The sequence below is a fragment of the Enterobacter sp. Crenshaw genome (assembly GCF_024734705.1).
GTDB classification, from domain to species: domain Bacteria; phylum Pseudomonadota; class Gammaproteobacteria; order Enterobacterales; family Enterobacteriaceae; genus Enterobacter; species Enterobacter asburiae_B.
On record NZ_CP102932.1, the window covers coordinates 3,449,488 to 3,471,576 of the forward strand.

The following is a 22,089-nucleotide window of genomic DNA, read 5'->3' on the forward strand; positions in this document are numbered from 1 at the left end:
AACCTCTGTCAATGTTCTGTTGTTTTGCATACCTGAGTATGGTGTGGCGCGGATTATAATGAGCAATAGCGCCATTGCCTATGGATTCAGGTAACATTTTTTTAAAATAAGACGAGTTTTAGCAACAGCTCACATCAGAAAGCTATTTTCAGGTCACTGCAGCGTAAAATTCACCGTCGCGACCTGACCGGTCTCATCCATAACGAGTAACTGATAATCGCCCGATTTATCAAGCTGTAATGTGTAAACTCTTCCCTTCACATTCAGCGGTTCACCGTTCAAAAACCACCAGCGCTCGCCGCTATTGCCGGTCGCCTGAAGCGGCAGCGAAACGCGGGATTCCCCCGGCAGACGTTTGATGACGGCCCCTTCGCGCACGCCTGTCAGGATGAGTGGCGCAGGTGCGTCCTGCGACAGCGGAGGACAGGTGGTTGATGAAGGAGGGACCCGTACCGCGCGACGCTCGGTCGCCGGCAGCCAGGGCTCCAGCGGCAGCGGCCAGACATCAAGGACTTTTTCAGTTGCATCAGGGCAATCTGCCGCCACGCGTTTACCCGTTTTATCCAGCCAGACCGGAAAACGAATGCCGCGTATCCCTTCCTGTTCGGGCAATAGCAGCGTGGGCGGTTCACTCCCTTCCAGCAGCCAGGTCGACAGGCGACGCCGACAGTTTTCACTCCCTTCCGGCAGCGACTGGCCGCCCGGCCAGCAGATCACGCCCCGCCCGACGCTCTCCGGACGCGGGTCGCGCGGCAGGCGGGCCTCGTCTACCGTTGAGCGTGACTGAAGCAGGTTATTCACCTGGTTTAATAGCGGAACCGCGCTGGCGAAACCAAACTGCCCCGCTACGGGCGTGCCGTCCGGTCGTCCTGTCCAGATGCCTATTACGTAGCGGGCATTAAGACCAATGGCCCATGCATCACGGTAGCCGTAGCTGGTGCCGGTTTTCCACGCCAGCGGCGCGATCTGCGGTAACGCATTATCCGGCAGCGGCTGCGCCTCGTTCGCCAGAATACGGCGAATAATCCACGCCGAGCCTTGCGACAACAGCGGACGTTCAATGAGCGGATCGCCCGGCTGTAACCGCAGCCTTCCCGCCTTACCGTGTCGGGCAAACGCGCTGTAGGCCGCGGCGATATCGGCCAGCCGGGCGCCTGCCCCGCCCAGGATCAGGGACAGATTCGGCTGCGCCCCCGCAGGCAGGATCAGCGGCAAGCCTGCGTTGCTCAGCATCCCGGCAAAACGTTTTGGCCCGTAGGCTTCCAGTACCTGTACCGCGGGAAGGTTGAGGGAGCGCACCAGCGCTTCACTCATGCTGACCGGTCCGTGGAACCCACTGTCAAAATTCCCGGGGCGATAATCACCGGTTTTTCTGGGAACGTCCTGGAGCAGCGAGGCGGGATGGATCAGGCCATCGTCCAGCGCCATACCGTAAATAAAGGGCTTTAACACCGATCCCGGGGATCGGATCGCATTGACCATATCCACGTGGCTAAAACGCGTGTCATCGTTAATATCCACCGAGCCGACCCAGCCGCGCACTTTCATATCCGTATGATCCACGACGATCATCGCCAGCGAGCTGCGTGCCGGCAAGCGAGATTTCCAGTTCATCGCCAGTTCTTCCAGCTGCCGCTGCAGTCCGGCATCCAGCGTGGTGATAATTTTTGCGTCGCGACTTTTGCCGAGCATCATGCGCGCAAAGAGCGGTGCCAGCTGCGGCATCTGTCGGGGCGCCAGCCATACCGATTCTTCCCGTGATTCTTTAACCTGCTTCGCGGACCAGACGCCCTGCGTTACCATGCGGTCGAGCACTTTGTTGCGCGCCGCCTCGGCCCGTTCAGGCCAGCGGTCCGGACGCAAGCGGCTGGGTGCCTGCGGCAGTACCGCCAGCAGCGCCGCTTCGGAATAGCTGAGCTGCGACGGCGGTTTGCCGAGATAGGTCCAGCTTGCCGCCCCGACGCCCTGCAGCGTGCCGCCAAACGGAGCGCGGTTGAGGTAAAGGGTGAGAATGTCGCGTTTGGAAAGATGCCACTCCAGCTGCATCGCCCGCCAGAGCTGACGAACTTTGCCGCCAAAGGTGCGCGGATGCGGGTCCAGCAGGCGTGCCACCTGCATGGTGAGCGTGCTTCCACCAGAGACGACTTTGCCAGAACTGAGATCCTGCCAGGCAGCGCGCAGGACAGAGAGCGGGTTTACGCCTGGGTGATCCCAGAACCAGCGATCTTCATACTGGATCAGCGCCTCAAGGTAGCGGGGAGAGACCTCTTCAATGGTAACCGGGTAGCGCCAGATCCCGTCGCTATCGGCAAAACGCCAGAGCGGCGTGCCCTTCTCATCTACCACCACCCGGGCGGGATTAACCTCTTTCAGAGGCAACGGCCACAGGCGGTCGGCGGCGACAATCAGCCCCCATAAAACGAGAAGCGCTCCCGCCAGCCATAGCCAGCGGGAGCGTGTCAGACGTGCCATTTGCATATTACGGAACAACAATCAGCGGGCCGCTGGCCGCCCCCGTTGCCCGCCACTGCGGAACGTACATAGACTCCACCATCGGGACCGGCACCTGATAGGTTCCCGGCGTCACGGCACGGGCCAGATAGACCAGCGTGACCGGCTGACCTTCGTTTACCGGCACGGCAGCCACAAAGCGGTCGTCGCGGAACTCCATATGCTGAATATCCGCCTGCTGCATCTGGCTGAGCAGGTTCTGTACCTCACTGCCGCTGTCCTGCAGGCTGGCGCTGCTGCTCGCCAGGTTCTGGTTTTCGAGCTCCAGACCCGCAGGGAGCAGATCCACCACCAGCGCATCCGGCACGTTCTGGCTGGCTTTAACGTCCAGCCACACCAGCACCAGCTCACCGCTCTTCAGCGATGAGAGCGATTTACTGCTGCCGTCGGTTGCCAGGATATGACGTTCAACCTGCAGCACGTTCGAGCTCGGCTGAGGGGCATATTCCGGATAACCGGTGCTGTCCAGGCGTACCCACAGCGGTGTTGTCCCGGTATTGGTCACCTGCAGCGCGCCAAGCTGGTCGCCGCTCACGTTTTGCACCAGTGACTTATCGCCGCCTGATGCGGTCTCAGACAGCGAAGTTTTCGCCTGCCACGTACCAGACAGGGTTTGCAGCGAGCGTCCGGCCAGGAACAGCGCATTGCTCTCCTGCGTTGACAGCCAGCGCTGGCTGAAGGCCTGTTCAGACAGAGCATTCAGCAGCGTATTTTGCGCATCCGGCAGCTGCTTGTACTCCTCCAGAAGAGAGAGCATCAGCGCGTTATCGCGAAGCTGGCTGCCGTAATCGGCCATCCAGGTTTTGCTGTCGTTACGCGGCGTTTTGAGCGCCAGATCCAGCGCCTGCTGGCTGCGCGGTGCATCGCCCATCAGTTTGAGCGCCATGCCCAGCTGCATCAGCGGCAGCCCGGAAGCCGCCTGGGCGTGACGATCCCAGATTTCACGCAGCGCGCCCAGCGGCGCTTTCTGCTGACGTGCCAGCACCAGCGCGGCATAGGCCTGCACGGCAAACTTGCTGGCCTGAGTATCATCGCTGTAGCGAATGGACATCATGCCCGGATCCTGAAGGTAGCGCAGCAGGCGGTTATTGGCGTTATTCACTGCATCGGCAGGTACGCTGTAACCCTGCTCGCCCGCGCGCACCAGGAAGTCGGTCACGTAGGCCGTCAGCCAGTACTCTTCCGGACCGTTTTTATCCCACAGCGCAAAACCACCGTCCTCACGCTGCATCTGCAACAGGCGAGAGATGCCAATATCAATCGCCGCACGGCGCTTGTCATCGGTGTCGCCCTTGATGCCAAGTGCAGTCAGCTGCGCCGCGTTGGTGTAGAGCGACGGGAACAGGCCACTGGTGGTCTGTTCCAGGCAGCCATACGGATACGCCTGCAGTTCGCGAATGTAGCGCGCCAGGTTAAGCGGTGGTTTACCGCTCAGCAGCAGTTGTCCCTGCAGGGTAGCAGGAGAGAAACCGTTACTATGCTGCGCCGGTGCGGTCCAGGACTCGCCGGGGTTCAGCATGGCACCGGTATTCACCGTCTGCGCCGGGAATGCCGGACGCACGCCGATTTTCCAGCTCTTCTGCTGCGGCGCAAAGGTCTCACCCGGAAGCTGCAGGCCCGTAACCTGAGCCGTCACCTCACCATCACCATAACCCTCCAGCGCACGCACCGGAATAAACAGGGTGCTGCGCGCGCCAGGAGACAACTGAACCGGCTGCGGCTGCGAGCCTTCCAGCGACAGTTTTCCTGTCGCGGTCAGGGCGACGTTAAGCGTTTGCGGCTTGTCCGTCAGGTTGGTGAGGTCCAGCGTCAGCCGTGAGGTGTCCCCGCTTGCCAGGAAGCGCGGCGTGTTAAGCTCGGTAATGACCGGCGCAGCCACCACAACCTTGCTTTCGCTGCTGCCGAAATCGTCTTCCGTCCAGGCCTGCGCCATCAGACGCAGCTCGCCGTTGAAATCACCAATCGGCAGCGTAATCGTGCCTTCTCCGTTGGCATCCAGCGTAACCGGCTGTGCCTGCTGGGCAATAATGGTGACGTGGTTCACCGGCGGCTTACCGCCGCGCTTCAGCTCATCACCGTCACCACCAAAGCGCAGCGCGGCCAGGCGGCCCTGCCCTTCGATGACCTGGCCGTAGATATCGTAGATATCCGCGCCGTAGCGTTTCTGACCGAAGAAAGCCTGCCACGGATCGGGCGTAACGTAATCGGTGATGTTCAGCACGCCGCTGTCAACCGCCGAGACCAGTACGTTCACTTTCTGCGGAACCGCACCCTCTTTCACGCTGGCTTTCACCTTCACAGAGAGCGTCTGGTTTGGACGCATTTTCTGCGGGTTATCGAGCGCAATGTTCAGACGACGATTTTCATCGCCCATCGGCAGATGCAGCAGGCCGACCGCGCGTTTCGGCGTGGCGGATTTGGATTTATCCCCAGGACGGACCACCAGCGTACTCAGGTAGAGATCGTGACGTTTCCAGGCTTTGTCGACCGGGATAGCGAGATCAAGCCCGTTTGCCGGGACGTCGATCTCTTTCCACCACAGCGGCCCTTCGCTGGACTCGATCATCGCATAGCCCTTACCTGCTGCCGGCGCTGCAATGTGCAGGTTAATGGTATCGCCTGGCTGATAGGCTGGCTTATCCAGTTTCAGCGTCACGCGGTCAGGACGTGCAGCCCCGGTGCCGTCGCTGTTATCCTGCCAGCTGTAGCCTGCCCAGAAGCGCACGCTGCTGACCATCTCATCAGGCGCTTTAACTTCCAGACGGTATGAGCCCCACTCCACCGGGAAGGTGACTTTACCCGTCTCGTCGGCCTTGAGAGTCAGCTCCTGCTCGCCTTCAACCAGATCTTTCTGATCGAACTGAGACTGCCAGCCTTCGCTCTCAGACCAGTTCCAGAAGTAGTCGCGGCGCTCACGGATCAGGCGTACCTGTAAACCGGAAACCGCCTTTTTCGCTCCGCTGGCATCGGCATAAACGATGTCGAAGCTGGCGTTGCCGTTCTCGTCAACAATCGGTTGGTTGACGGTGGTATCGGTGCGGTAGTCGTAAACGGCTTTACTGGCGAACTGAGGGCGGATACCCGGCAGCTCAGCCGCTGGCCAGATGGCCTGCTCAGCGCGACGCGTCACCGGACGGCCGCCGGACTCCAGCAGGCTGGCCTGCAGGATCAGCTGCAGCGGAGAGTGGACCTCTTTCCACTGGCTTTCGGTGGTTACCTGCCCACGCCCCTGCTCATCCAGCGTAAGCTGAACTTCATCCAGACTGCGGCTCAGGTTCTCCTCAGCGATATCACCAAACTGGAAGCCCGGCAGCGCAGCCACCGCGTCACGCAGCGGACGCAGGAAAAGCTGGCCCTGCAGAGAATTACCGTTGGCCGGTGCGCCATACAGGTAATAGCCCACCACGTTAAAGTCCACGTTATCCTGCGGTGAAACCGGCGATTTTTGTCCGCTCAGGTTGAGCGCCATACGCTCGGGCATGAAGTCTTCGACGTGGAAGTCCCACAGGCGCTGCAGGTTATCGCCCGTGTTGGCGCGGATATGCCACATACCGGTCTGCGCCCCGCTGTCCAGCGGATAGTTAAAGCGATAGAGCCCGTTCTCTGGCTTGACGACAATCGTACGCGCAACCTGTCCATCCGGGCGCAGCACGTCAAGTTTTACGGGCTGATCGGGAAGCGGCTTACCGTCACTGTCGCGCAGTAAGCCGTTGAGGATCACCGTTTCACCCGGACGATAAAGATCGCGCGGGCCAAACATAAAGAATTGCTTGCTGTAGCCGGGGCTACCAGCAATATCGAACTCCGCCAGATCCAGCGCCGGAAGCTTGAGGTCAAGCAGCGTGGTCTGGTCGTCTTTGCTCGCCAGAATCAGCGCGGCTTCTTTGTCCGTTTCAAGCTTCGCATGACCATCGGCATCGCTCTTCGCCTCGGCGAGAGTCTGGCCTTTATCGTTCAGCAGCGTGACGGTCACGCCGGACTGCGCCGCACCGTTCTCCAGACTCTGAGTGAAAATATCCAGGCGGTTATGGTAACGGTGAGCGGACAGGCCAATATCGCTTAAGGTAAAGAGCGTTGCGGCGTTGCTGTAGTTGTAGTGTCCAGCCTGGTTCATGACCGCGATATAAACGCCAGACTGCTGGAGGGGTTTAATATCCTTCAGGGGTAACAGCAATTTTTCGCGCGTATTGCGCGCCGGATTAAGATCGAATCGACCGGTGTAAACCAGCTCCGCCATCTTCAGCAGGTTATCGGATTCCCAGTTGGTCAGCGAGTTACGGTATTCCCACTGGCTGACAAGGGAGGCCAGCGATTCCGGCTTCACGCGGTAAAAGTTGACATCAACATTGTTGACGTTGAGTGCCATCACCGGCAGACCTTCCACCACCTTGCCCGGCAGCAGCGAGCCGCGGCTGGCAAAACCAACGGTGGGTTCAATGTCCCGGGTGGTCAGGGCTTTTTCATAATCAATGCCGAACGTCGCCTTGTTCAGCGCCTGCAGGTCACGTTCAACGGTGACGACCAGGTTGCGGTTAGGCTCCAGATGACGCAGGCGAAGCTCTTTCAGGTTCGGCGCAAGTTCCCACGCCCCGTCAACCTTGCCGCTTTTCTTGTCCACGACATGCACCGTTTTGGCGAAATCCTGATCGGGATTCAGCGGAACAGAAAAGGTCAGCACCAGCGTGGCGGCACCGTCGAGCTGAACTTCTGAGGTATCCAGCAACGTCAGCGCTTTTCCCTGACTCCGGGCAGCCAGTTTAGCCAGCGTTTCAGCATTGGGCTTTTCTGCAGCTTTCGGTGTGGATGCGGTGGATACCGCGGGAGCCGCAGCCTGAGTTTTATCGTCGCTGTTATCACAGCCGACAAGCGTAAACGTGGTGAGCAGCGCAAGAGAGAGCGCGGCTAAGCGAAACGGTTTCATCCTTTGTCCCTGGCCCAAGGAGCCTGTTGGTCGTCGTCCGGATAAGTATTATCCGCAAGTTTCATTAATTCAAAAAGGCCAATTTTAAAATCTCGAAAGCGTCTCGCAGAACGGCATCACGCCGCTACGCCGTGATGGAACCGCGATCACAGCACATAACGTCACATGTTACCTTTCAAGTCATTTGTTTTTAAAACAAGAGGATAGCTGGCTCAGCTCGCCCGAAGGCTGCTAGTTTTATGACCATGACGCACCCCGAGTGCGCGGTTCAAAAAGAGAGAAAGCCATGAAACGAGCCGTGAACGCCCTACAAAATTTCGGAAAATCATTGTACGGACCGGTACTTATCTTACCGATCGTCGGTCTGTTTATCGCCTTTGGTAACGTGCTGGGTAACGGTAATCTCGCTGAATACCTGCCGTTTCTGGGCCATCCGCTGATTCAGCACCTTGGTCAGCTTATCGCGAAATCTGCCGTGTCGGTGCTGGTCAACCTGGCGCTGGTGTTTGCCGTCGGGATCCCGATTGGTCTGGCGACGCGTGATAAAGGCTATGCCGCGCTGATTGGTCTGGTGACCTTTGTCGTGTTCATCAACGCCATGAACGTCACGCTACAGCTGCAGGGCGCACTGGCGCCAGCGGCCCAGATGAAAGCGGCCGGGCAGACCATGGTACTGGGCGTGCAGGTGCTGGAGATGGGCGTTTTTGCCGGGATCCTGACCGGGGCGCTCTCCGGATATCTGTACAACAAATACTCCAGTGTACAGTTTAACGGCGCGATGGCGATTTACTCCGGCCACTGTTTTGTCGCCATCGTCATGCTCCCCGTCTCCATGCTGCTCGGCGTGGTGATGAGTGAGCTGTGGCCGTATGCCCAGCACGGCATTAGCGCCCTGGCGCTGGCCATCAAAGGCTCCGGGCCGTTGGGCGTGGCAATCTACGGTTTCCTGGAACGTATTCTGGTCCCCACCGGCCTGCACCATCTGGTTTATACCCCGTTCCTCTATACCGAGCTGGGCGGCACGCAGGAGGTGTGCGGCGCAACCTATCAGGGCGCACGCAATATCTATTTCGCCGAGATGGCCTGCCCGGACGTGAAGCAGCTCAGCAGCACCGTGGTGTGGGACGCGCGCGGCATCAGCAAGATGTTCGGCCTGCCTGCCGCAGCCCTGGCGATGTATATGACCGCAAAGCCGGAGCGTAAAGCCATTGCGAAAGCCATTCTGATCCCGGCGGCGCTGACCTCGCTGCTGGTCGGCGTGACCGAGCCGATTGAGTTCTCCTTCCTGTTCGTCGCTCCGCTGCTCTTCGTGGTGCACGCGGTGCTGACCGGCATCGGCATGATGCTGTTCTCGCTGCTGGGCGTTCACGCCATCGGCGCCAACGGGATTATCGACTTCATCCTCTACAACCTGCCGCTCGGCACGGAGAAGTCCAACTGGCCGATGTACATCGTGGTCGGGCTGATCATGTTCGCCCTCTACTTCGTGGTGTTCCGCTTCCTGATCCTGCGCTTCAACATGAAAACGCCGGGCCGTGAGGATGACGATCGGGAGACGCGCCTCTACAGCAAGCAGGAGTACCAGGCGAAGGGCAATAACGACGGGCTGGGCGAATCCATCGTGACGGGTCTGGGCGGCCGGGAAAATATTGAGGTGGTGGACAACTGCTACACCCGCTTACGCGTCACGGTGAAGGACGTCGCCATTATCGACGAGCCGCGGCTCAAGGCGACCGGCGCGAAAGGGATTATCAAACAAGGTAACAACGTTCAGGTGGTCTACGGGCTGCACGTCAAAAAAATGCGAGAAGCCGTTGAGACGTTTCTCTGAAAGGAGCTAAAGATGTTTACACCCCCATTCATTCTGTCGATTGCCGGCGGCGGTAGCACCTACACGCCGGGCATTGTGAAAAGCCTGATGGTGCGCCTGCAGGATTTCCCGCTAGCCGAAATCCGCCTTTATGACATCGACGAGGCGCGCCAGAACACCATTGCGCCCGTCGTCGAGAAGGTCATTCGCGACCACAGTCAGAGCATCAAATTTACCGTCACCAGTGATCCGGAAGTGGCGTTCAGCGGCGCGCATTTCGTCTTCGCCCAGATGCGCGTCGGCCAGTACAAGATGCGCGAGCAGGACGAGAAGATCCCGCTGCGCCACGGCGTGGTCGGTCAGGAAACGTGCGGGCCCGGCGGCCTGGCCTACGGACTGCGCACGATCCTGCCGATGGTGGAGCTTATCGATCTGGTCGATCGCTACGCGCACGAAAAAGCCTGGATCGTGAACTACTCCAACCCGGCGGCGATCGTCGCGGAGGGCGTGCGGCGGCTGCGGCCAAATGCGCGGGTGCTGAACATCTGCGATATGCCTGTCGCCGCGATGCGCAATATGGGGGCGATTCTGGGTGTCGATCGCCGCAGGCTGGAGGTGGACTACTTCGGCCTGAACCACTTCGGCTGGTTTACCCGCGTGCTGGTGGACGGCGAAGACAAGCTTCCCGAACTGCGTAAACATATCGCGAAGTTTGGCCTGCTGACGGAAGATGCGGCTAAAACCGATCCGCAGCATTCCGATCCATCATGGGTCAAAACCTGGCGCAACATTAAGCCGATCATGGACAACTTCCCGGAGTATCTGCCGAACCCGTATCTGCAGTACTACCTGATGCCGAACCAGATCGTCGAGCATCAGAACCCGGACTATACCCGCGCCAATGAAGTGATGGACGGGCGCGAGAAAAAGCTGTTCGCCGCAGCTGAAGAATACAAGCGCACCGGGATCCTGCCGGATGCCTTCCACGTGGGCGTTCACGGCGAGTTTATCGTCGATGTTGCCTGCTCGCTGGCCTTTAACCTGCGGAGCCGCCATCTGGTGATGGTGGAAAACCGCGGGGCGATTACCAACCTGCCTTACGATGCCGTGGTGGAAGTGCCCGCTTATATCACCTCCGAAGGCCCGGAACCGATTCGCGTCGGTCAGGTGCCGCTGTTCCATCAGACCCTTTTGCAACAGCAGCTCGCCTCTGAACAGCTGCTGGTGGAGGCGACCATCGAGGGCAGCTATGAGAAAGCCCTGCAGGCGTTCACCCTCAACCGCACCGTGCCAACCATGGAGCATGCAAAAGCGATTCTGGATGAGATGATCGAGGCCAACCGCGACTACTGGCCTGCGCTGCAAAAAGCCTGGCAGGACGGCGAAACGGTGAAAAAATAGGGGCTTGCTCGCGAGTTGAACGTGGTTTGCTTGTCGGTGTCAGAAAAAACACCGACAATCCTTTTTTACGGAAAAGAATGGAGGCAACCCATGTCCACCTCATATTTTGTCGCCGCCGACTGGCTGATTGAGCACGGTGACGATCCGGAAGTTCAGATTATTGACGCGCGTATGGCCCCGGCCGGGCAGGAACACCTTCGCGATATGGTCGCGGAATACCGTGCCGGACATCTTCCTGGCGCGGTATATTTTGATATCGAAGCCCTCTCCGATCGCAACTCTCCCCTGCCGCACATGCTGCCGCGCCCGGAAGCGTTTTCCGTGGCGATGCGCGAGCTGGGCGTCAGCAAAGACAAACACCTCGTTGTTTATGATGAAGGTAACCTCTTCTCCGCCCCGCGCGCATGGTGGATGCTGAAGAACTTCGGCGTGGAAAAAGTCTCGATTCTGGCGGGCGGGCTGGCGGGCTGGAAGCGTGACGAGCTGCCGCTCCAGCAGGGTGACGTGACGCTTCCGGAAGGCGAATTCGACGCCACGTTCGACGCGCACGTGGTGAAACGCCTGACCGACGTGCTGGTCGTGAGTCATGAAAAAACGGCGCAAATCGTCGATGCCCGTCCTGCTCCGCGCTTCAATGCCGAAGCGGATGAACCGCGTCCAGGGCTGAAGCGCGGACATATTCCGGGCGCGCTGAACGTGCCGTGGGGCGATCTGGTGTTTGAGGGCGAGCTGAAAACCACCGACGAGCTGCGCGCCATTTTTGACCGTGCTGGCGTTGATTTACATCGTCCGATTATTGCCAGCTGCGGCTCCGGCGTCACGGCCTGCGTGGCGATCCTGGCGCTCGCCACGCTCGGCGCGAACGACGTCACGCTCTACGACGGCGCCTGGAGCGAATGGGGTGCGCGGGACGATCTGCCGGTTGAACCCGCGAAATAATGGATAACCGCCTGGCCACGCTGTTAACGCGCGGGACATCGCTGACCCGCGCGGAGTATCGCGTCCTCGCCCACCTCACGGAGCACCCGCTGCTGGTGGGCAACATCACGGTACGCGAGCTGGCGCAGGCGACGTTTGTTTCTACAGCCACCATCATGCGGCTGTGTCAGAAGCTGGGGTTCAGCGGCTTTAGCGAGTTTATCTGGCACTGCAAGCAGCTGCTCTCCGACACGCCGCATATTGCCGCCCAGGGGCCGTCGCTTCCTGAACTCCCGGCGCTGTTTAATCAGTTTATCGCCAACTATCAGCACACCTTCCAGTGGGTCACGCAGGAAAAGCGCCAGCAGTTTGCCGACCTGCTGCGCCAGAAAGAGAGCTTCTTTCTCTACGGGGCCGGGTTTTCCTATCTGTTTGCGGAGTACCTGACCAAGAAGCTGCAGGTGCTGGGCAAAACGGCGTTTATCTCCGGGCCGGGGGACAGCCGGAATATTTTCCTCAGCAACGCCGCCCGCTATCAGGTGTTTATTGCCGTCTCGCGCAGCGGCGAAACGGAGCAGGTGCTGGATAAAGCGCGGATTGCCAAAAACGTCGGCATGACGATCGTCGCGTTTACCCGCGCCTCGGCCAACACGCTGGCGGGGATGGCGGACGTGCACTTTGCCCTCTATGACGAAGCGGTGCACTTTGCCGCTGAAGCCGCGGGGGTGACGTCGTTTGAGTCGAATCTGGTGCTGCTGATGGATTTACTGCTGCTGGAAGCAACGGGGTGATATTCACCCCGCCATAATCAGATGATGCGGTTGGTTTTGAGATCGCGCAGGAAGCCGCCCCAGCGACGCTCGTAGAACGGGGTGATGTGCTCGGTAATAAAATGGCTGATGCCCTTCTCGCCGTTCTTCACCTGGCAGATATCAATCGGCTCGTCGCCCGGCAGCGTGTCGGTCGCCACGCTTCCCGCGGCCTGAATGATATCGTCGATATCGCCGTCCGCCTCAATACCAATCAGCAGAACCGGATGCTCGTCCGCGCGCTCTTTAATGGAGCAGAGAAACGCGCGTCTAACCGGTTTCAGGGTTTTGAACAGCGTCGTCAGGGAATCAATCATCTGCGCGGGCGGCTCGGCTACTTCAGACAGCAGCAGCGTTTCGCCCCCTTCCAGCACTTCCTGGGTGCTGAGCGGGTTGCCCTCTTCGCCAATCAGATGGCTGATTTCACGCGGCGTAAACTCTTTCCCGGTCGGCAGCTTCGCGTTAAGGAACAGCGTCTGGCCCAGCGTCATTTCAAACAGGGTACGCACCGGCATCACCACGAACGCCTGTTCGTCTTCTACCGCTTCCTGCAGGGCTTCCAGCGAGGTAAAGAACGGGATCACCGACGTGCCGTCGTCTTTCTCCCAGTGCAGCAGATCCAGCGCGCTGTCTTCGACAACCTGCTCACCTTCCGCCGCGGTGCCCGGCACCCAGACGGTGGATTCCAGCAGCGTGCGGAAAAATGCCGGACGGTGGGCGGGCTCGGTCGCCGCCTGCTCCAGCAGAGTTTCTAATTCGTTTTTGGTTTCGGACATAACAATTCCAGATGATGCATTTCCCCTCACCCCAGCCCTCTCCCTCAAGGGAGAGGGAGCAAACCATCCCCTCTCCCCTTGGGAGAGGGTTAGGGTGAGGGCAATAAAGATTACTCAGCCGTCAGCAGGTTCGCCACGGTACGCACGCCCAGACCGGTCGCGCCAGCGGACCACTGCTCAACCGCCGCTTTACGGTAGGTTGCGGAGCAGTCGATGTGCAGCCAGCCTTCGTGGTAGTTCTCAACGAAGTGGGACAGGAAGCCTGCCGCCGTGCTTGCACCCGCCGGGTACGCCGCGCTCGCGGTGTTGTTCAGCTCGGCAAAGTTGGACGGCAGCTGGCTGCGGTGGAACTCGGCCAGCGGCAGACGCCAGAACGGCTCGTTTTCCGCAGCGGCGCTTGCCAGCAGGCGAGCGGCCAGCTTGTCGTCAAAGCTGAACAGCGCGTGGTAGTCGTTGCCCAGGGCGGTTTTTGCCGCGCCGGTCAGGGTCGCCATGTCGATAATCAGCTCTGGCTTCTGGGCAGACGCGTCGATCAGGCCATCGGCCAGCACCAGACGGCCTTCGGCGTCGGTGTTCATCACTTCGACGTTTTTGCCGTTGCGATAGCGAATGATGTCGCCCAGCTTGAAGGCGTTACCGCTCACCATGTTGTCCGCGCAGCACAGATACAGCTTCACGCGCTTGTTCAGACCGCGGGTAATGGCGAACGCCAGCGCGCCGGTGATGGTTGCCGCGCCGCCCATGTCGGACTTCATGGAGTCCATGAACGCGCTCTGCTTCAGGCTGTAGCCGCCGGTATCGAAGGTGATGCCTTTACCCACCAGGCAGGCAAAGACCGGCGCCGCTTTATCGCCGGTTGGGTTGTAATCCAGCACCAGCAGGACCGGAGGACGCTCAGAACCACGGCCCACGGTGTGGATGCCCATGTAATTCTGCTCGCGCAGGTCTTCACCTTTGGTGATGCGGTAGGACATTTTCTCGCCCGCCACGCCGCACAGCAGGTCAACCGCGCGCTGCGCCAGCTGCTCAGGACCGAGCTCTTCTGCCGGGGCGTTGATGGTGTCGCGCACCCAGTCGATGATTTGCAGGCGGCTTTCCAGCTCTTTCTGACCGGCTTCGTCGAGGTTAGCCCACTCGATTTTGCGGGTGCCTTTCGGGCCTTTGTAGCCTGCCCAGAATGCCCAGCTGCGGTCGGTGTCCCAGCCTTCGCCTTCCAGGGAGACATGCTTAATGCCCAGGCCGTCAATTTTGCGGGCGGCGCGCTGGATCAGGCCGGTATCATCTTTGCCCGTCAGGTGCAGGGTAATGCCGTCGTTATTAATGCTGTAGGTGGCTTTCTCGCCCCAGCGTGCGTCAGCAGGCTGATTCGAGAGCGTAATCTTCATCGCTTCGGTCATTTTATTTTTCCTTATTAGCAACTAGCAAACGGGCCGCCTGAAGGCAGCCCGTTATGTTATTTATTCTGCTTCATCTAACCAGACTAACAGAATCGCCTCCAGAATTTTTTCATTGGATGCGTTTGGATCGTCATCGAAATCCTCTAAATCGCAGATCCACTGGTGCATGTCGGTGAATCGTACGGTCTTCGGATCGAGATCCGGGTTCGCGTCGTAGAGCGCTTCGCCGATTTCACGGCTGTCTGTCCACTTCAGTCCCATATCAATGCTCGCGTGCGTGGTTGATGGTGTAGCGTGGGAACTCCACGACCAGATCTTCATTGGTCACCGCGGCCTGGCAGCTCAGGCGGCTGTCAGGCTCCAGACCCCATGCTTTATCCAGCATGTCGTCTTCGTCTTCGGTGCTCTCGGCGAGAGAGTCGAAACCTTCACGCACGATGCAGTGGCAGGTGGTGCAGGCACAGGATTTTTCACAGGCGTGTTCCACTTCGATACCTGCACGCAGGGCAACATCGAGAATGGTTTCACCGGTCTTCGCTTCCAGAACAGCGCCATCCGGACAGAGGTCCGCATGAGGCAAAATAACAATCTTTGGCATATTAAACCTCGTCCACGGACTGGCCTTTCAGCGCGACGCGGACAGATTTGTCCATGCGGCGAGCAGCAAAGTCCTGGGTTTGTTTATCAACGTTTTTAATGGCTTCTTCTATTGCGTCAGCGTCATTGCCTTCTGCTACTGCGCTTAAATGCGCGGCAGCGTCGTCAATCACCTGGCGCTCAGCGGCGCTTAACAGCGCGGCATCGGCAGCGAGCGCGCCGTTCAGGCTCTCCAGCACGCGGGCGGCTTCAACTTTTTGTTCAGCCAGCATACGCGCCTTCACATCCTGCTCGGCGTAGCTCATTGAGTCCTGAATCATGGAGGCGATTTCGCCATCGGTCAGGCCGTAGGACGGCTTCACCTGAATGGACGATTCCACGCCGGTCGATTTTTCCATCGCCGTGACGCTCAGAAGGCCGTCCGCATCCACCTGGAAGGTGACGCGAATATGCGCCCCGCCCGCAGGCAGCGCCGGGATACCGCGCAGCGCAAAGCGCGCCAGAGAGCGGCAGTCCTGCACCAGCTCGCGCTCGCCCTGCATCACGTGGATGGACATCGCGGTCTGGCCGTCTTTGAAGGTGGTGAACTCCTGCGCGCGCGCCACCGGAATGGTGGTATTACGCGGGATCACTTTCTCTACCAGGCCGCCCATGGTTTCTAACCCGAGCGACAGCGGGATGACGTCCAGCAGCAGCATTTCGCTGTCCGGCTTGTTGCCGACCAGAATATCTGCCTGGATTGCGGCGCCCACGGCAACCACTTTGTCCGGGTCGATGGAGGTCAGCGGCGTGCGGCCAAAGAATTCGCCCACGCGCTCGCGCACCAGCGGCACGCGGGTCGAACCGCCCACCATGACCACTTCCAGCACCTCGTTCGCCTCAACGCCCGCATCTTTCAGTGCGCGACGGCAGGCCAGCAGGGTGCGTTTCACCAGCGGGGCAATCAGATCGCTGAACTGGTCGCGGGCGATCTCACCCTGCCAGCCCGCAACGTTTACGCTAACCGTCTGCGCATCGCTCAGGGCGATTTTGGCGTCGATAGCCGCATCCAGCAGTTCACGCTGCACGCGCGCATCGCTGCGATCGCTGATGCCCGCCTGCTCGCGAATATAATCCGCCAGCAGATGGTCGAAGTCATCGCCGCCCAGCGCGGAATCCCCGCCGGTCGCCAGCACTTCAAACACCCCGCGGCTCAAGCGCAGGATCGAGATATCAAAGGTACCGCCGCCGAGATCGTAAACCGCAATCACCCCTTCCTGACCGGAGTCGAGGCCGTAGGCAATCGCCGCCGCCGTCGGTTCGTTCAGCAGGCGCAGCACGTGCAGGCCTGCCAGACGCGCGGCGTCTTTGGTGCCCTGACGCTGTGCATCGTCAAAATAGGCCGGAACGGTGATGACTACGCCGTCCAGATCGCCGCCAAGCGTCGCCGTCGCGCGCGCCGCCAGCGCTTTAAGGATGTCGGAGGAAACGCGAATCGGGTTCAGCAGACCGGCCGCGGTCGCAATCATCGGCAGGCCGTTTTCACTGGCCTGCAGCTGATACGGCAGATGCGGATAGCGGGTCTGAATATCGGCCAGAGAGCGGCCCATCATGCGCTTTACGGAGCTGATGGTGTTGGCCGGATCGCGCGCGGCGTTGGCGCGGGCGTCATAGCCGACCGCGTGCCCCTGCTGCTGGTAGTGGACCACGGAAGGCAGCAGATGGCGACCCTGCTCGTCAGCCAGCGTTTCCGCCTGGCCGCTGCGCACGGTCGCCACGAGGGAATTGGTGGTGCCCAGATCGATACCCACCGCCAGACGACGCTGGTGCGGTGCGGCACTTAAGCCAGGCTCACTAATTTGTAATAAGGCCATAATTGCTTCCGAAATTAAAAATCGAGCAGCTTTTCTTCGAGTTGTTCAGCACTGCTTCGCAGTTTATCGAGAAAACGGAGTTTGCGCACAGTGTCTGCCGCCACGTCCCAGGTCTCGTTGTTCAGTTGCTCCACCATCTGCTGATGGCGGGTATCGAACATGCCCTTCACGCGCGTGATGAAGCTTTCCAGACGCGCTTCGTCTTTGGCCTGTTCAATCTCATCCAGCTCTTCGCGAAGCTCCAGCTGTTCCATCAGAAACGCGGTGTCGCGCACGGTATGCTGTTCGCTCGCCAGATCGAAACCGTGGAGCGAGAGCAGATATTCTGCACGCGCCAGCGGATGGCGCAGCGTCTGCCAGGCCTGGTTGATGGTCGCAGATTGGGAAACCGCAGCCAATTGCTCAGACTGAGTACCACTGGCGAATTTATCCGGGTGATACTGACGCTGAAGATCCTGAAAACGGATCGTCAGCGCCTGGAGATCAATCGGGTATTGAGCGGGTAGTCCGAAGAGAGTGAAGTAATCCATAACATTCTCAGGGGTAGCCTGTTAGAACAAACCCCACGCGCAGCGGGTAAGCCACGGTGGGGTTTCGGATGACGCGCGGTTAAACGTGGAAGCTTTCGCCGCAACCACACTCGTCTTTGACGTTCGGGTTCGTGAACTTGAACCCTTCGTTCAGGCCTTCTTTAACGAAGTCCAGCTGAGTGCCGTTGAGGAATTGCAGGCTTTTGCCATCGACCACCACCTTCACGCCCTTGTCTTCAAACACGGTGTCGTCAGACGCCGGCTCGTCAACAAACTCCAGTACGTAAGCCATACCAGAACAGCCGGAGGTACGTACGCCCAGTCGCAGGCCAAAGCCTTTACCACGGTTCGCCAGAAAAGAGCTTACTCGCGCGGCAGCGCTGTCGCTAAGGGTAATCGACATACTCAAACCTCAATTATTTTGCTTCACGTTTGCTTTTGTAATCCGCAATGGCGGCTTTGATCGCGTCTTCTGCCAGAATTGAACAGTGAATTTTCACCGGTGGCAGTTCGAGTTCTTCAGCAATATCCGTGTTCTTGATTGCCTGTGCTTCGTCCAGAGACTTGCCCTTCACCCATTCGGTGACCAGGGAGCTGGACGCGATAGCAGAACCGCAGCCGTAGGTCTTGAAGCGCGCGTCTTCAATGATACCTTCATTGTTGACTTTAATCTGCAACTTCATCACGTCGCCACACGCCGGTGCGCCAACCATACCGCTGCCGACAGATTCGTCGCTGTTGTCAAAAGAGCCAACGTTGCGCGGGTTTTCGTAATGATCGATGACTTTTTCGCTGTATGCCATGATTGAATTCTCCTTATGTACCGATTAGTGATGTGACCATTCAATGCTGTTCAGATCCACGCCCTGCTTGAACATTTCCCACAGTGGAGAAAGGTCGCGCAGACGGCCGATGGAGTTGCGAACCAGCTTGATGGTGTAGTCAATCTCTTCTTCGGTAGTGAAACGACCTAAAGAGAAACGGATAGAGCTGTGCGCCAGCTCGTCGGTCATGCCCAGCGCGCGCAGCACGTAGGATGGCTCCAGGCTTGCAGACGTACAGGCAGAACCGGAAGAAACGGCCAGGTCTTTCAGCGCCATGATCAGCGATTCGCCTTCAACATAGTTGAAGCTGACGTTGAGGATGTTCGGAGCGCCCTGCTCGAGATCGCCGTTCAGATACACTTCTTCCATATCTTTCACGCCGTCCCACAGACGGTTACGCAGCGTGCGCAGGCGCGCCATCTCGGTTTCCATCTCTTCTTTCGCAATGCGGTACGCTTCGCCCATGCCCACGATCTGGTGAACAGGCAGCGTGCCGGAACGCATGCCGCGCTCGTGACCGCCGCCGTGCATCTGTGCTTCGATGCGGATACGCGGTTTACGACGAACGTACAGCGCGCCGATCCCTTTCGGGCCATAAATTTTGTGGCCGGAGAAGGACATCAGGTCCACTTTCAGCTGGCTCAGATCGATAGGCAGTTTGCCCACGCTCTGGGTCGCGTCAACGTGATAGATGATACCGCGCGCGCGGCACATTTCGCCGATGGTAGCGATGTCCTGAACGACGCCGATTTCGTTGTTAACGTGCATGATGGAAACCAGAATGGTGTCATCACGCATGGCCGCTTCGAGCTCTTTCAGGTCGATGATCCCGTTGCTCTGTGGCGCCAGGTAAGTCACTTCGTACCCTTCACGCTCCAGCTGGCGGCAGGTATCCAGCACGGCTTTGTGTTCGGTTTTGCTGGTGATGATGTGCTTGCCTTTTTTCTGATAAAAGTTGGCTGCACCTTTGATCGCCAGGTTGTCTGATTCGGTCGCACCGGAGGTGAAAACAATCTCACGCGGGTCGGCACCCACCAGGTCGGCAATCTGATTACGGGCGATATCAACCGCCTCTTCAGCATGCCAGCCAAAACGGTGTGAACGGGAAGCTGGGTTACCAAAGTTTCCGTCCAGGGTCAGACACTGCATCATTTTCTCGGCAACACGCGGGTCCACCGGCGTGGTTGCGGAGTAATCGAGATAAATCGGTAATTTCATTGCTCTTTAAACTCCGTACATCGCTTCAATGCAAGGAATCAGGCAACCGGCTGGATGTACGACCGAGTACGCGGGGCGTGACCGCCCCGGCCTGATTCTGAAATCTTTATCGTTTTATTACGCGCGCAGTTTGACGTCGATAGCGTCCTGCGCGCGGGTGCTGCGTTGGGAATCCTGACCGTGCTGACGACCAGAGACATCCAGAACTTCCTGGTTATTGACCAGTTCACCCAGGGTGATGTTGTTCAGGAAGCCGGTGAGACGGTCGCTCAGATCGCGCCACAGCGCATGGGTCAGGCACTTATCGCCGCCCTGGCAGCCGCCTTTACCCTGGCAACGGGTCGCGTCAACGGATTCGTCAACTGCGCTAATCACTTCACCAACTGCAATACTGCCCGCGTCTTTACCCAGCAGATAACCGCCGCCTGGGCCACGAACGCTGGAAACCAGTCCATTTTTACGCAGTCTCGAGAACAGCTGCTCCAGGTAAGAGAGGGAGATCCCTTGTCGTTCAGAAATATCAGCCAACGGAACCGGGCCCGCTTCGGAGTTGAGCGCAACGTCCAGCATCGCGGTCACGGCATAACGCCCTTTAGATGTCAGTCTCATGTCTTACTTAACCTCAAACTCGCCCCTGCCCGGGGTTTTTTATTGTAAAATGGGGGTATTGCATAGCAGGGCCAAGTCTGACATTCCTGACTAAAATGGTCAACTATTTACTTGACTGTTTTAGTCAGGTATTTAACGTTCCGTGCCTTCATAACCCAGGTGCGGCCTGATGTCCTCACCCCTGCCCTCTCCCATGGGGAGAGGGGAAAATCGACACTACTCTTTATTCTTCTGCTCAATCGACGCCAGAATCCCGCGCAGGATGTTCAGCTCCTGGCTTTCCGGGCGGGCGCGGGTAAACATACGGCGCAGCTTGTTCATCACCTGGCCCGGGTGGCCTTCACGAATAAAGCCGGTTGAGAGCAGCGTCTGCTCCAGGTGACCGTAGAAGCGCTCAAGGTCGTCCACCAGCGGGTAGGCCGTTTCTTCTTTAGGCTCTACCTGTTTCTCCTGCGTCGCCAGCCACGCCATACGCACCTCATAGGCGATAACCTGCACCGCCATCGCCAGGTTCAGCGAGCTGTATTCCGGGTTAGCCGCGATGGCGACGTGATAATGGCACTTCTGCAGCTCGTCGTTGGTCAGGCCAACGCGCTCGCGGCCAAACACCAGCGCAACCGGAGCCTGTTCCGCTTCAGAGACGCTTTTCAGGCCGCATTCGCGCGGGTCCAGCATCGGCCACGGCAGCGTGCGTGAACGCGCGCTGGTGCCAACAACGAGGCTGCAGCCGGCCAGCGCTTCGTCAAGGGTATCGACGATCTGAGCGTTGCCGATCACGTCGCTGGCACCGGCCGCCAGGGCGATAGCCTGCGAGTCAGGTTTCACCAGCGGGTTAACCAGCCACAGGTTCGTTAAGCCCATGGTTTTCATAGCGCGGGCAACGGAGCCCATGTTGCCGGTGTGCGATGTTTCGACCAGCACGATTCGAATGTTTTGCAGCATAATTTTTAATGTCTGAATTCAGCGTCTGAAGAATATTCCGGCATATTATCATAAACGGGAGACATAATCCGATCCCACTGCTATACTCTGCGCCGATTTTCCTGTTCTTTAACATCCAGTGAGAGAGACCGATGCATCCGATGCTGACCATCGCCGTGCGCGCAGCGCGCAAGGCGGGTAATGTAATTGCCAAACACTACGAAACGCCAGACTCCGTAGAAACCAGCCAGAAAGGCAGCAATGATTTCGTGACTAACGTCGATAAAGCCGCAGAAGCGATTATTATCGAAACGATCCGCAAATCTTACCCGCAGCACACCATCATCACCGAAGAAAGCGGTGAACATGAAGGTACCGATCAGGATGTTCAATGGGTTATCGATCCACTGGATGGCACCACCAACTTCGTCAAACGCCTGCCACACTTCTCTGTGTCTATCGCAGTACGCATTAAAGGCCGTACTGAAGTCGCCGTTGTTTACGATCCAATGCGTAACGAACTGTTCACCGCTACCCGCGGTCAGGGCGCACAGCTGAACGGCTACCGTCTGCGCTGCAGCAACGCACGCGATCTGGACGGCACCATTCTGGCGACCGGTTTCCCGTTCAAGGCGAAACAGCACGCGACCACCTATATGAATATCCTGGGCAAACTGTTTACCGAATGCGCGGACTTCCGCCGCACCGGTTCTGCCGCGCTGGATCTGGCCTACGTGGCGACCGGCCGCGTTGACGGTTACTTCGAGCTGTCGCTGAAGCCGTGGGACTTTGCTGCGGGCGAGCTGATCGCACGTGAAGCAGGCGCCATCGTGTGTGATTTCACCGGCGGCCATAACTATATGTCTACCGGCAACGTCGTTGCAGGTAACCCACGCGTTGTTAAAGCCATGCTGGCCAACATGCGTGATGAACTGAGCGATGCGCTGAAGCGTTAATCCCGGTCATTCCCTCTCCCCGTGGGAGAGGGAATCCC

The 22,089-nt window shown here is 58.8% G+C and carries 18 protein-coding genes; 5 read left to right on the plus strand and 13 right to left on the minus strand.

Annotated features, from left to right (window positions below):
- Positions 1 to 153: 153 nt before the first annotated feature.
- Both pbpC and NWV12_RS16380 read right to left on the minus strand, forming a co-directional pair.
- The gene (pbpC, locus tag NWV12_RS16375; protein ID WP_048978847.1) at positions 154 to 2,478 is read right to left on the minus strand and encodes a peptidoglycan glycosyltransferase PbpC; all 2,325 of its coding nucleotides are present in this window, start codon (positions 2,476 to 2,478) and stop codon (positions 154 to 156) included.
- 1 nt (position 2,479) lies between these two features.
- A complete protein-coding gene (locus NWV12_RS16380) occupies positions 2,480 to 7,432 on the minus strand; it encodes an alpha-2-macroglobulin (protein ID WP_048978846.1) in 4,953 nt (1,650 codons plus the stop codon).
- Positions 7,433 to 7,718: 286 nt separating this feature from the next.
- Here NWV12_RS16380 and NWV12_RS16385 point away from each other — a divergent pair, with 286 nt between their 5' ends.
- From NWV12_RS16385 to NWV12_RS16400, 4 genes are all read left to right on the plus strand, one after another.
- The gene (locus NWV12_RS16385; RefSeq protein ID WP_033146216.1) at positions 7,719 to 9,263 is read left to right on the plus strand and encodes a PTS transporter subunit EIIC; all 1,545 of its coding nucleotides are present in this window, start codon (positions 7,719 to 7,721) and stop codon (positions 9,261 to 9,263) included.
- Between the two features lie 12 nt (positions 9,264 to 9,275).
- Complete coding sequence (locus NWV12_RS16390) at positions 9,276 to 10,643, plus strand: 6-phospho-alpha-glucosidase (RefSeq protein ID WP_045888293.1); 1,368 nt, start codon at positions 9,276 to 9,278, stop codon at positions 10,641 to 10,643.
- 90 nt (positions 10,644 to 10,733) lie between these two features.
- Positions 10,734 to 11,582 (plus strand): 3-mercaptopyruvate sulfurtransferase, encoded by an 849-nt coding sequence (sseA, locus tag NWV12_RS16395; RefSeq protein WP_048978845.1) that lies wholly within the window; start codon positions 10,734 to 10,736, stop codon positions 11,580 to 11,582.
- Positions 11,582 to 12,352 carry a MurR/RpiR family transcriptional regulator gene (locus NWV12_RS16400; RefSeq protein WP_048978844.1) on the plus strand — a complete coding sequence of 257 codons (771 nt, stop codon included), beginning with the start codon at positions 11,582 to 11,584 and terminating at the stop codon, positions 12,350 to 12,352. The genes sseA and NWV12_RS16400 overlap by 1 nt, the downstream gene beginning before the upstream one ends.
- A 17-nt stretch (positions 12,353 to 12,369) precedes the next feature.
- Here the strand turns inward: NWV12_RS16400 and sseB are convergent, their stop codons facing one another.
- The 11 genes from sseB to trmJ all read right to left on the minus strand — a co-directional run bounded on the left by sseB (position 12,370) and on the right by trmJ (position 21,116).
- Positions 12,370 to 13,146 carry an enhanced serine sensitivity protein SseB gene (sseB, locus tag NWV12_RS16405; protein WP_023333036.1) on the minus strand — a complete coding sequence of 259 codons (777 nt, stop codon included), beginning with the start codon at positions 13,144 to 13,146 and terminating at the stop codon, positions 12,370 to 12,372.
- Positions 13,147 to 13,256: 110 nt separating this feature from the next.
- The gene (gene pepB, locus NWV12_RS16410; protein WP_101744640.1) at positions 13,257 to 14,543 is read right to left on the minus strand and encodes an aminopeptidase PepB; all 1,287 of its coding nucleotides are present in this window, start codon (positions 14,541 to 14,543) and stop codon (positions 13,257 to 13,259) included.
- 60 nt (positions 14,544 to 14,603) lie between these two features.
- Positions 14,604 to 14,804: a Fe-S cluster assembly protein IscX gene (gene iscX / locus NWV12_RS16415; RefSeq protein WP_003860650.1), complete on the minus strand. Its 201-nt coding sequence runs from the start codon at positions 14,802 to 14,804 to the stop codon at positions 14,604 to 14,606.
- 1 nt (position 14,805) lies between these two features.
- Positions 14,806 to 15,141, minus strand: a complete 336-nt coding sequence (fdx, locus tag NWV12_RS16420; protein WP_048978842.1) for an ISC system 2Fe-2S type ferredoxin — start codon at positions 15,139 to 15,141, stop codon at positions 14,806 to 14,808.
- A gap of 1 nt (position 15,142) precedes the next feature.
- Positions 15,143 to 16,993: a Fe-S protein assembly chaperone HscA gene (hscA, locus tag NWV12_RS16425; protein ID WP_048978841.1), complete on the minus strand. Its 1,851-nt coding sequence runs from the start codon at positions 16,991 to 16,993 to the stop codon at positions 15,143 to 15,145.
- A gap of 14 nt (positions 16,994 to 17,007) precedes the next feature.
- Positions 17,008 to 17,523 carry a co-chaperone HscB gene (gene hscB, locus NWV12_RS16430; RefSeq protein WP_039263745.1) on the minus strand — a complete coding sequence of 172 codons (516 nt, stop codon included), beginning with the start codon at positions 17,521 to 17,523 and terminating at the stop codon, positions 17,008 to 17,010.
- 79 nt (positions 17,524 to 17,602) lie between these two features.
- The gene (gene iscA, locus NWV12_RS16435; protein ID WP_003860659.1) at positions 17,603 to 17,926 is read right to left on the minus strand and encodes an iron-sulfur cluster assembly protein IscA; all 324 of its coding nucleotides are present in this window, start codon (positions 17,924 to 17,926) and stop codon (positions 17,603 to 17,605) included.
- A gap of 13 nt (positions 17,927 to 17,939) precedes the next feature.
- A complete protein-coding gene (gene iscU / locus NWV12_RS16440; protein WP_003860661.1) occupies positions 17,940 to 18,326 on the minus strand; it encodes a Fe-S cluster assembly scaffold IscU in 387 nt (128 codons plus the stop codon).
- A gap of 24 nt (positions 18,327 to 18,350) precedes the next feature.
- Positions 18,351 to 19,565, minus strand: coding sequence for a cysteine desulfurase (iscS, locus tag NWV12_RS16445; protein WP_008502157.1), 1,215 nt, complete (start codon positions 19,563 to 19,565; stop codon positions 18,351 to 18,353).
- Positions 19,566 to 19,682: 117 nt separating this feature from the next.
- Positions 19,683 to 20,174: a Fe-S cluster assembly transcriptional regulator IscR gene (gene iscR / locus NWV12_RS16450; protein WP_023308826.1), complete on the minus strand. Its 492-nt coding sequence runs from the start codon at positions 20,172 to 20,174 to the stop codon at positions 19,683 to 19,685.
- Positions 20,175 to 20,390: 216 nt separating this feature from the next.
- A complete protein-coding gene (gene trmJ / locus NWV12_RS16455; protein WP_033146224.1) occupies positions 20,391 to 21,116 on the minus strand; it encodes a tRNA (cytosine(32)/uridine(32)-2'-O)-methyltransferase TrmJ in 726 nt (241 codons plus the stop codon).
- A 131-nt stretch (positions 21,117 to 21,247) separates the two neighbouring features.
- On the opposite strand from trmJ, the gene suhB reads away from it, so the two are divergent.
- A complete protein-coding gene (suhB, locus tag NWV12_RS16460) occupies positions 21,248 to 22,051 on the plus strand; it encodes an inositol-1-monophosphatase (RefSeq protein ID WP_023308828.1) in 804 nt (267 codons plus the stop codon).
- Positions 22,052 to 22,089: the final 38 nt, after the last annotated feature.

Bases quoted from the DNA above. Each gene is read 5' to 3' on its own strand.
- hscA (WP_048978841.1), bottom strand. From the start codon at position 16,993: ATGGCCTTATTACAAATTAGTGAGCCTGGCTTAAGTGCCGCACCGCAC.
- hscB (WP_039263745.1), bottom strand. From the start codon at position 17,523: ATGGATTACTTCACTCTCTTCGGACTACCCGCTCAATACCCGATTGAT.
- iscR (WP_023308826.1), bottom strand. From the start codon at position 20,174: ATGAGACTGACATCTAAAGGGCGTTATGCCGTGACCGCGATGCTGGAC.
- iscS (WP_008502157.1), bottom strand. From the start codon at position 19,565: ATGAAATTACCGATTTATCTCGATTACTCCGCAACCACGCCGGTGGAC.
- iscX (WP_003860650.1), bottom strand. From the start codon at position 14,804: ATGGGACTGAAGTGGACAGACAGCCGTGAAATCGGCGAAGCGCTCTAC.
- pbpC (WP_048978847.1), bottom strand. From the start codon at position 2,478: ATGCAAATGGCACGTCTGACACGCTCCCGCTGGCTATGGCTGGCGGGA.
- sseA (WP_048978845.1), top strand. From the start codon at position 10,734: ATGTCCACCTCATATTTTGTCGCCGCCGACTGGCTGATTGAGCACGGT.
- sseB (WP_023333036.1), bottom strand. From the start codon at position 13,146: ATGTCCGAAACCAAAAACGAATTAGAAACTCTGCTGGAGCAGGCGGCG.
- NWV12_RS16385 (WP_033146216.1), top strand. From the start codon at position 7,719: ATGAAACGAGCCGTGAACGCCCTACAAAATTTCGGAAAATCATTGTAC.
- pepB (WP_101744640.1), bottom strand. From the start codon at position 14,543: ATGACCGAAGCGATGAAGATTACGCTCTCGAATCAGCCTGCTGACGCA.
- trmJ (WP_033146224.1), bottom strand. From the start codon at position 21,116: ATGCTGCAAAACATTCGAATCGTGCTGGTCGAAACATCGCACACCGGC.
- NWV12_RS16390 (WP_045888293.1), top strand. From the start codon at position 9,276: ATGTTTACACCCCCATTCATTCTGTCGATTGCCGGCGGCGGTAGCACC.
- suhB (WP_023308828.1), top strand. From the start codon at position 21,248: ATGCATCCGATGCTGACCATCGCCGTGCGCGCAGCGCGCAAGGCGGGT.
- iscA (WP_003860659.1), bottom strand. From the start codon at position 17,926: ATGTCGATTACCCTTAGCGACAGCGCTGCCGCGCGAGTAAGCTCTTTT.
- iscU (WP_003860661.1), bottom strand. From the start codon at position 18,326: ATGGCATACAGCGAAAAAGTCATCGATCATTACGAAAACCCGCGCAAC.
- NWV12_RS16380 (WP_048978846.1), bottom strand. From the start codon at position 7,432: ATGAAACCGTTTCGCTTAGCCGCGCTCTCTCTTGCGCTGCTCACCACG.
- fdx (WP_048978842.1), bottom strand. From the start codon at position 15,141: ATGCCAAAGATTGTTATTTTGCCTCATGCGGACCTCTGTCCGGATGGC.
- NWV12_RS16400 (WP_048978844.1), top strand. From the start codon at position 11,582: ATGGATAACCGCCTGGCCACGCTGTTAACGCGCGGGACATCGCTGACC.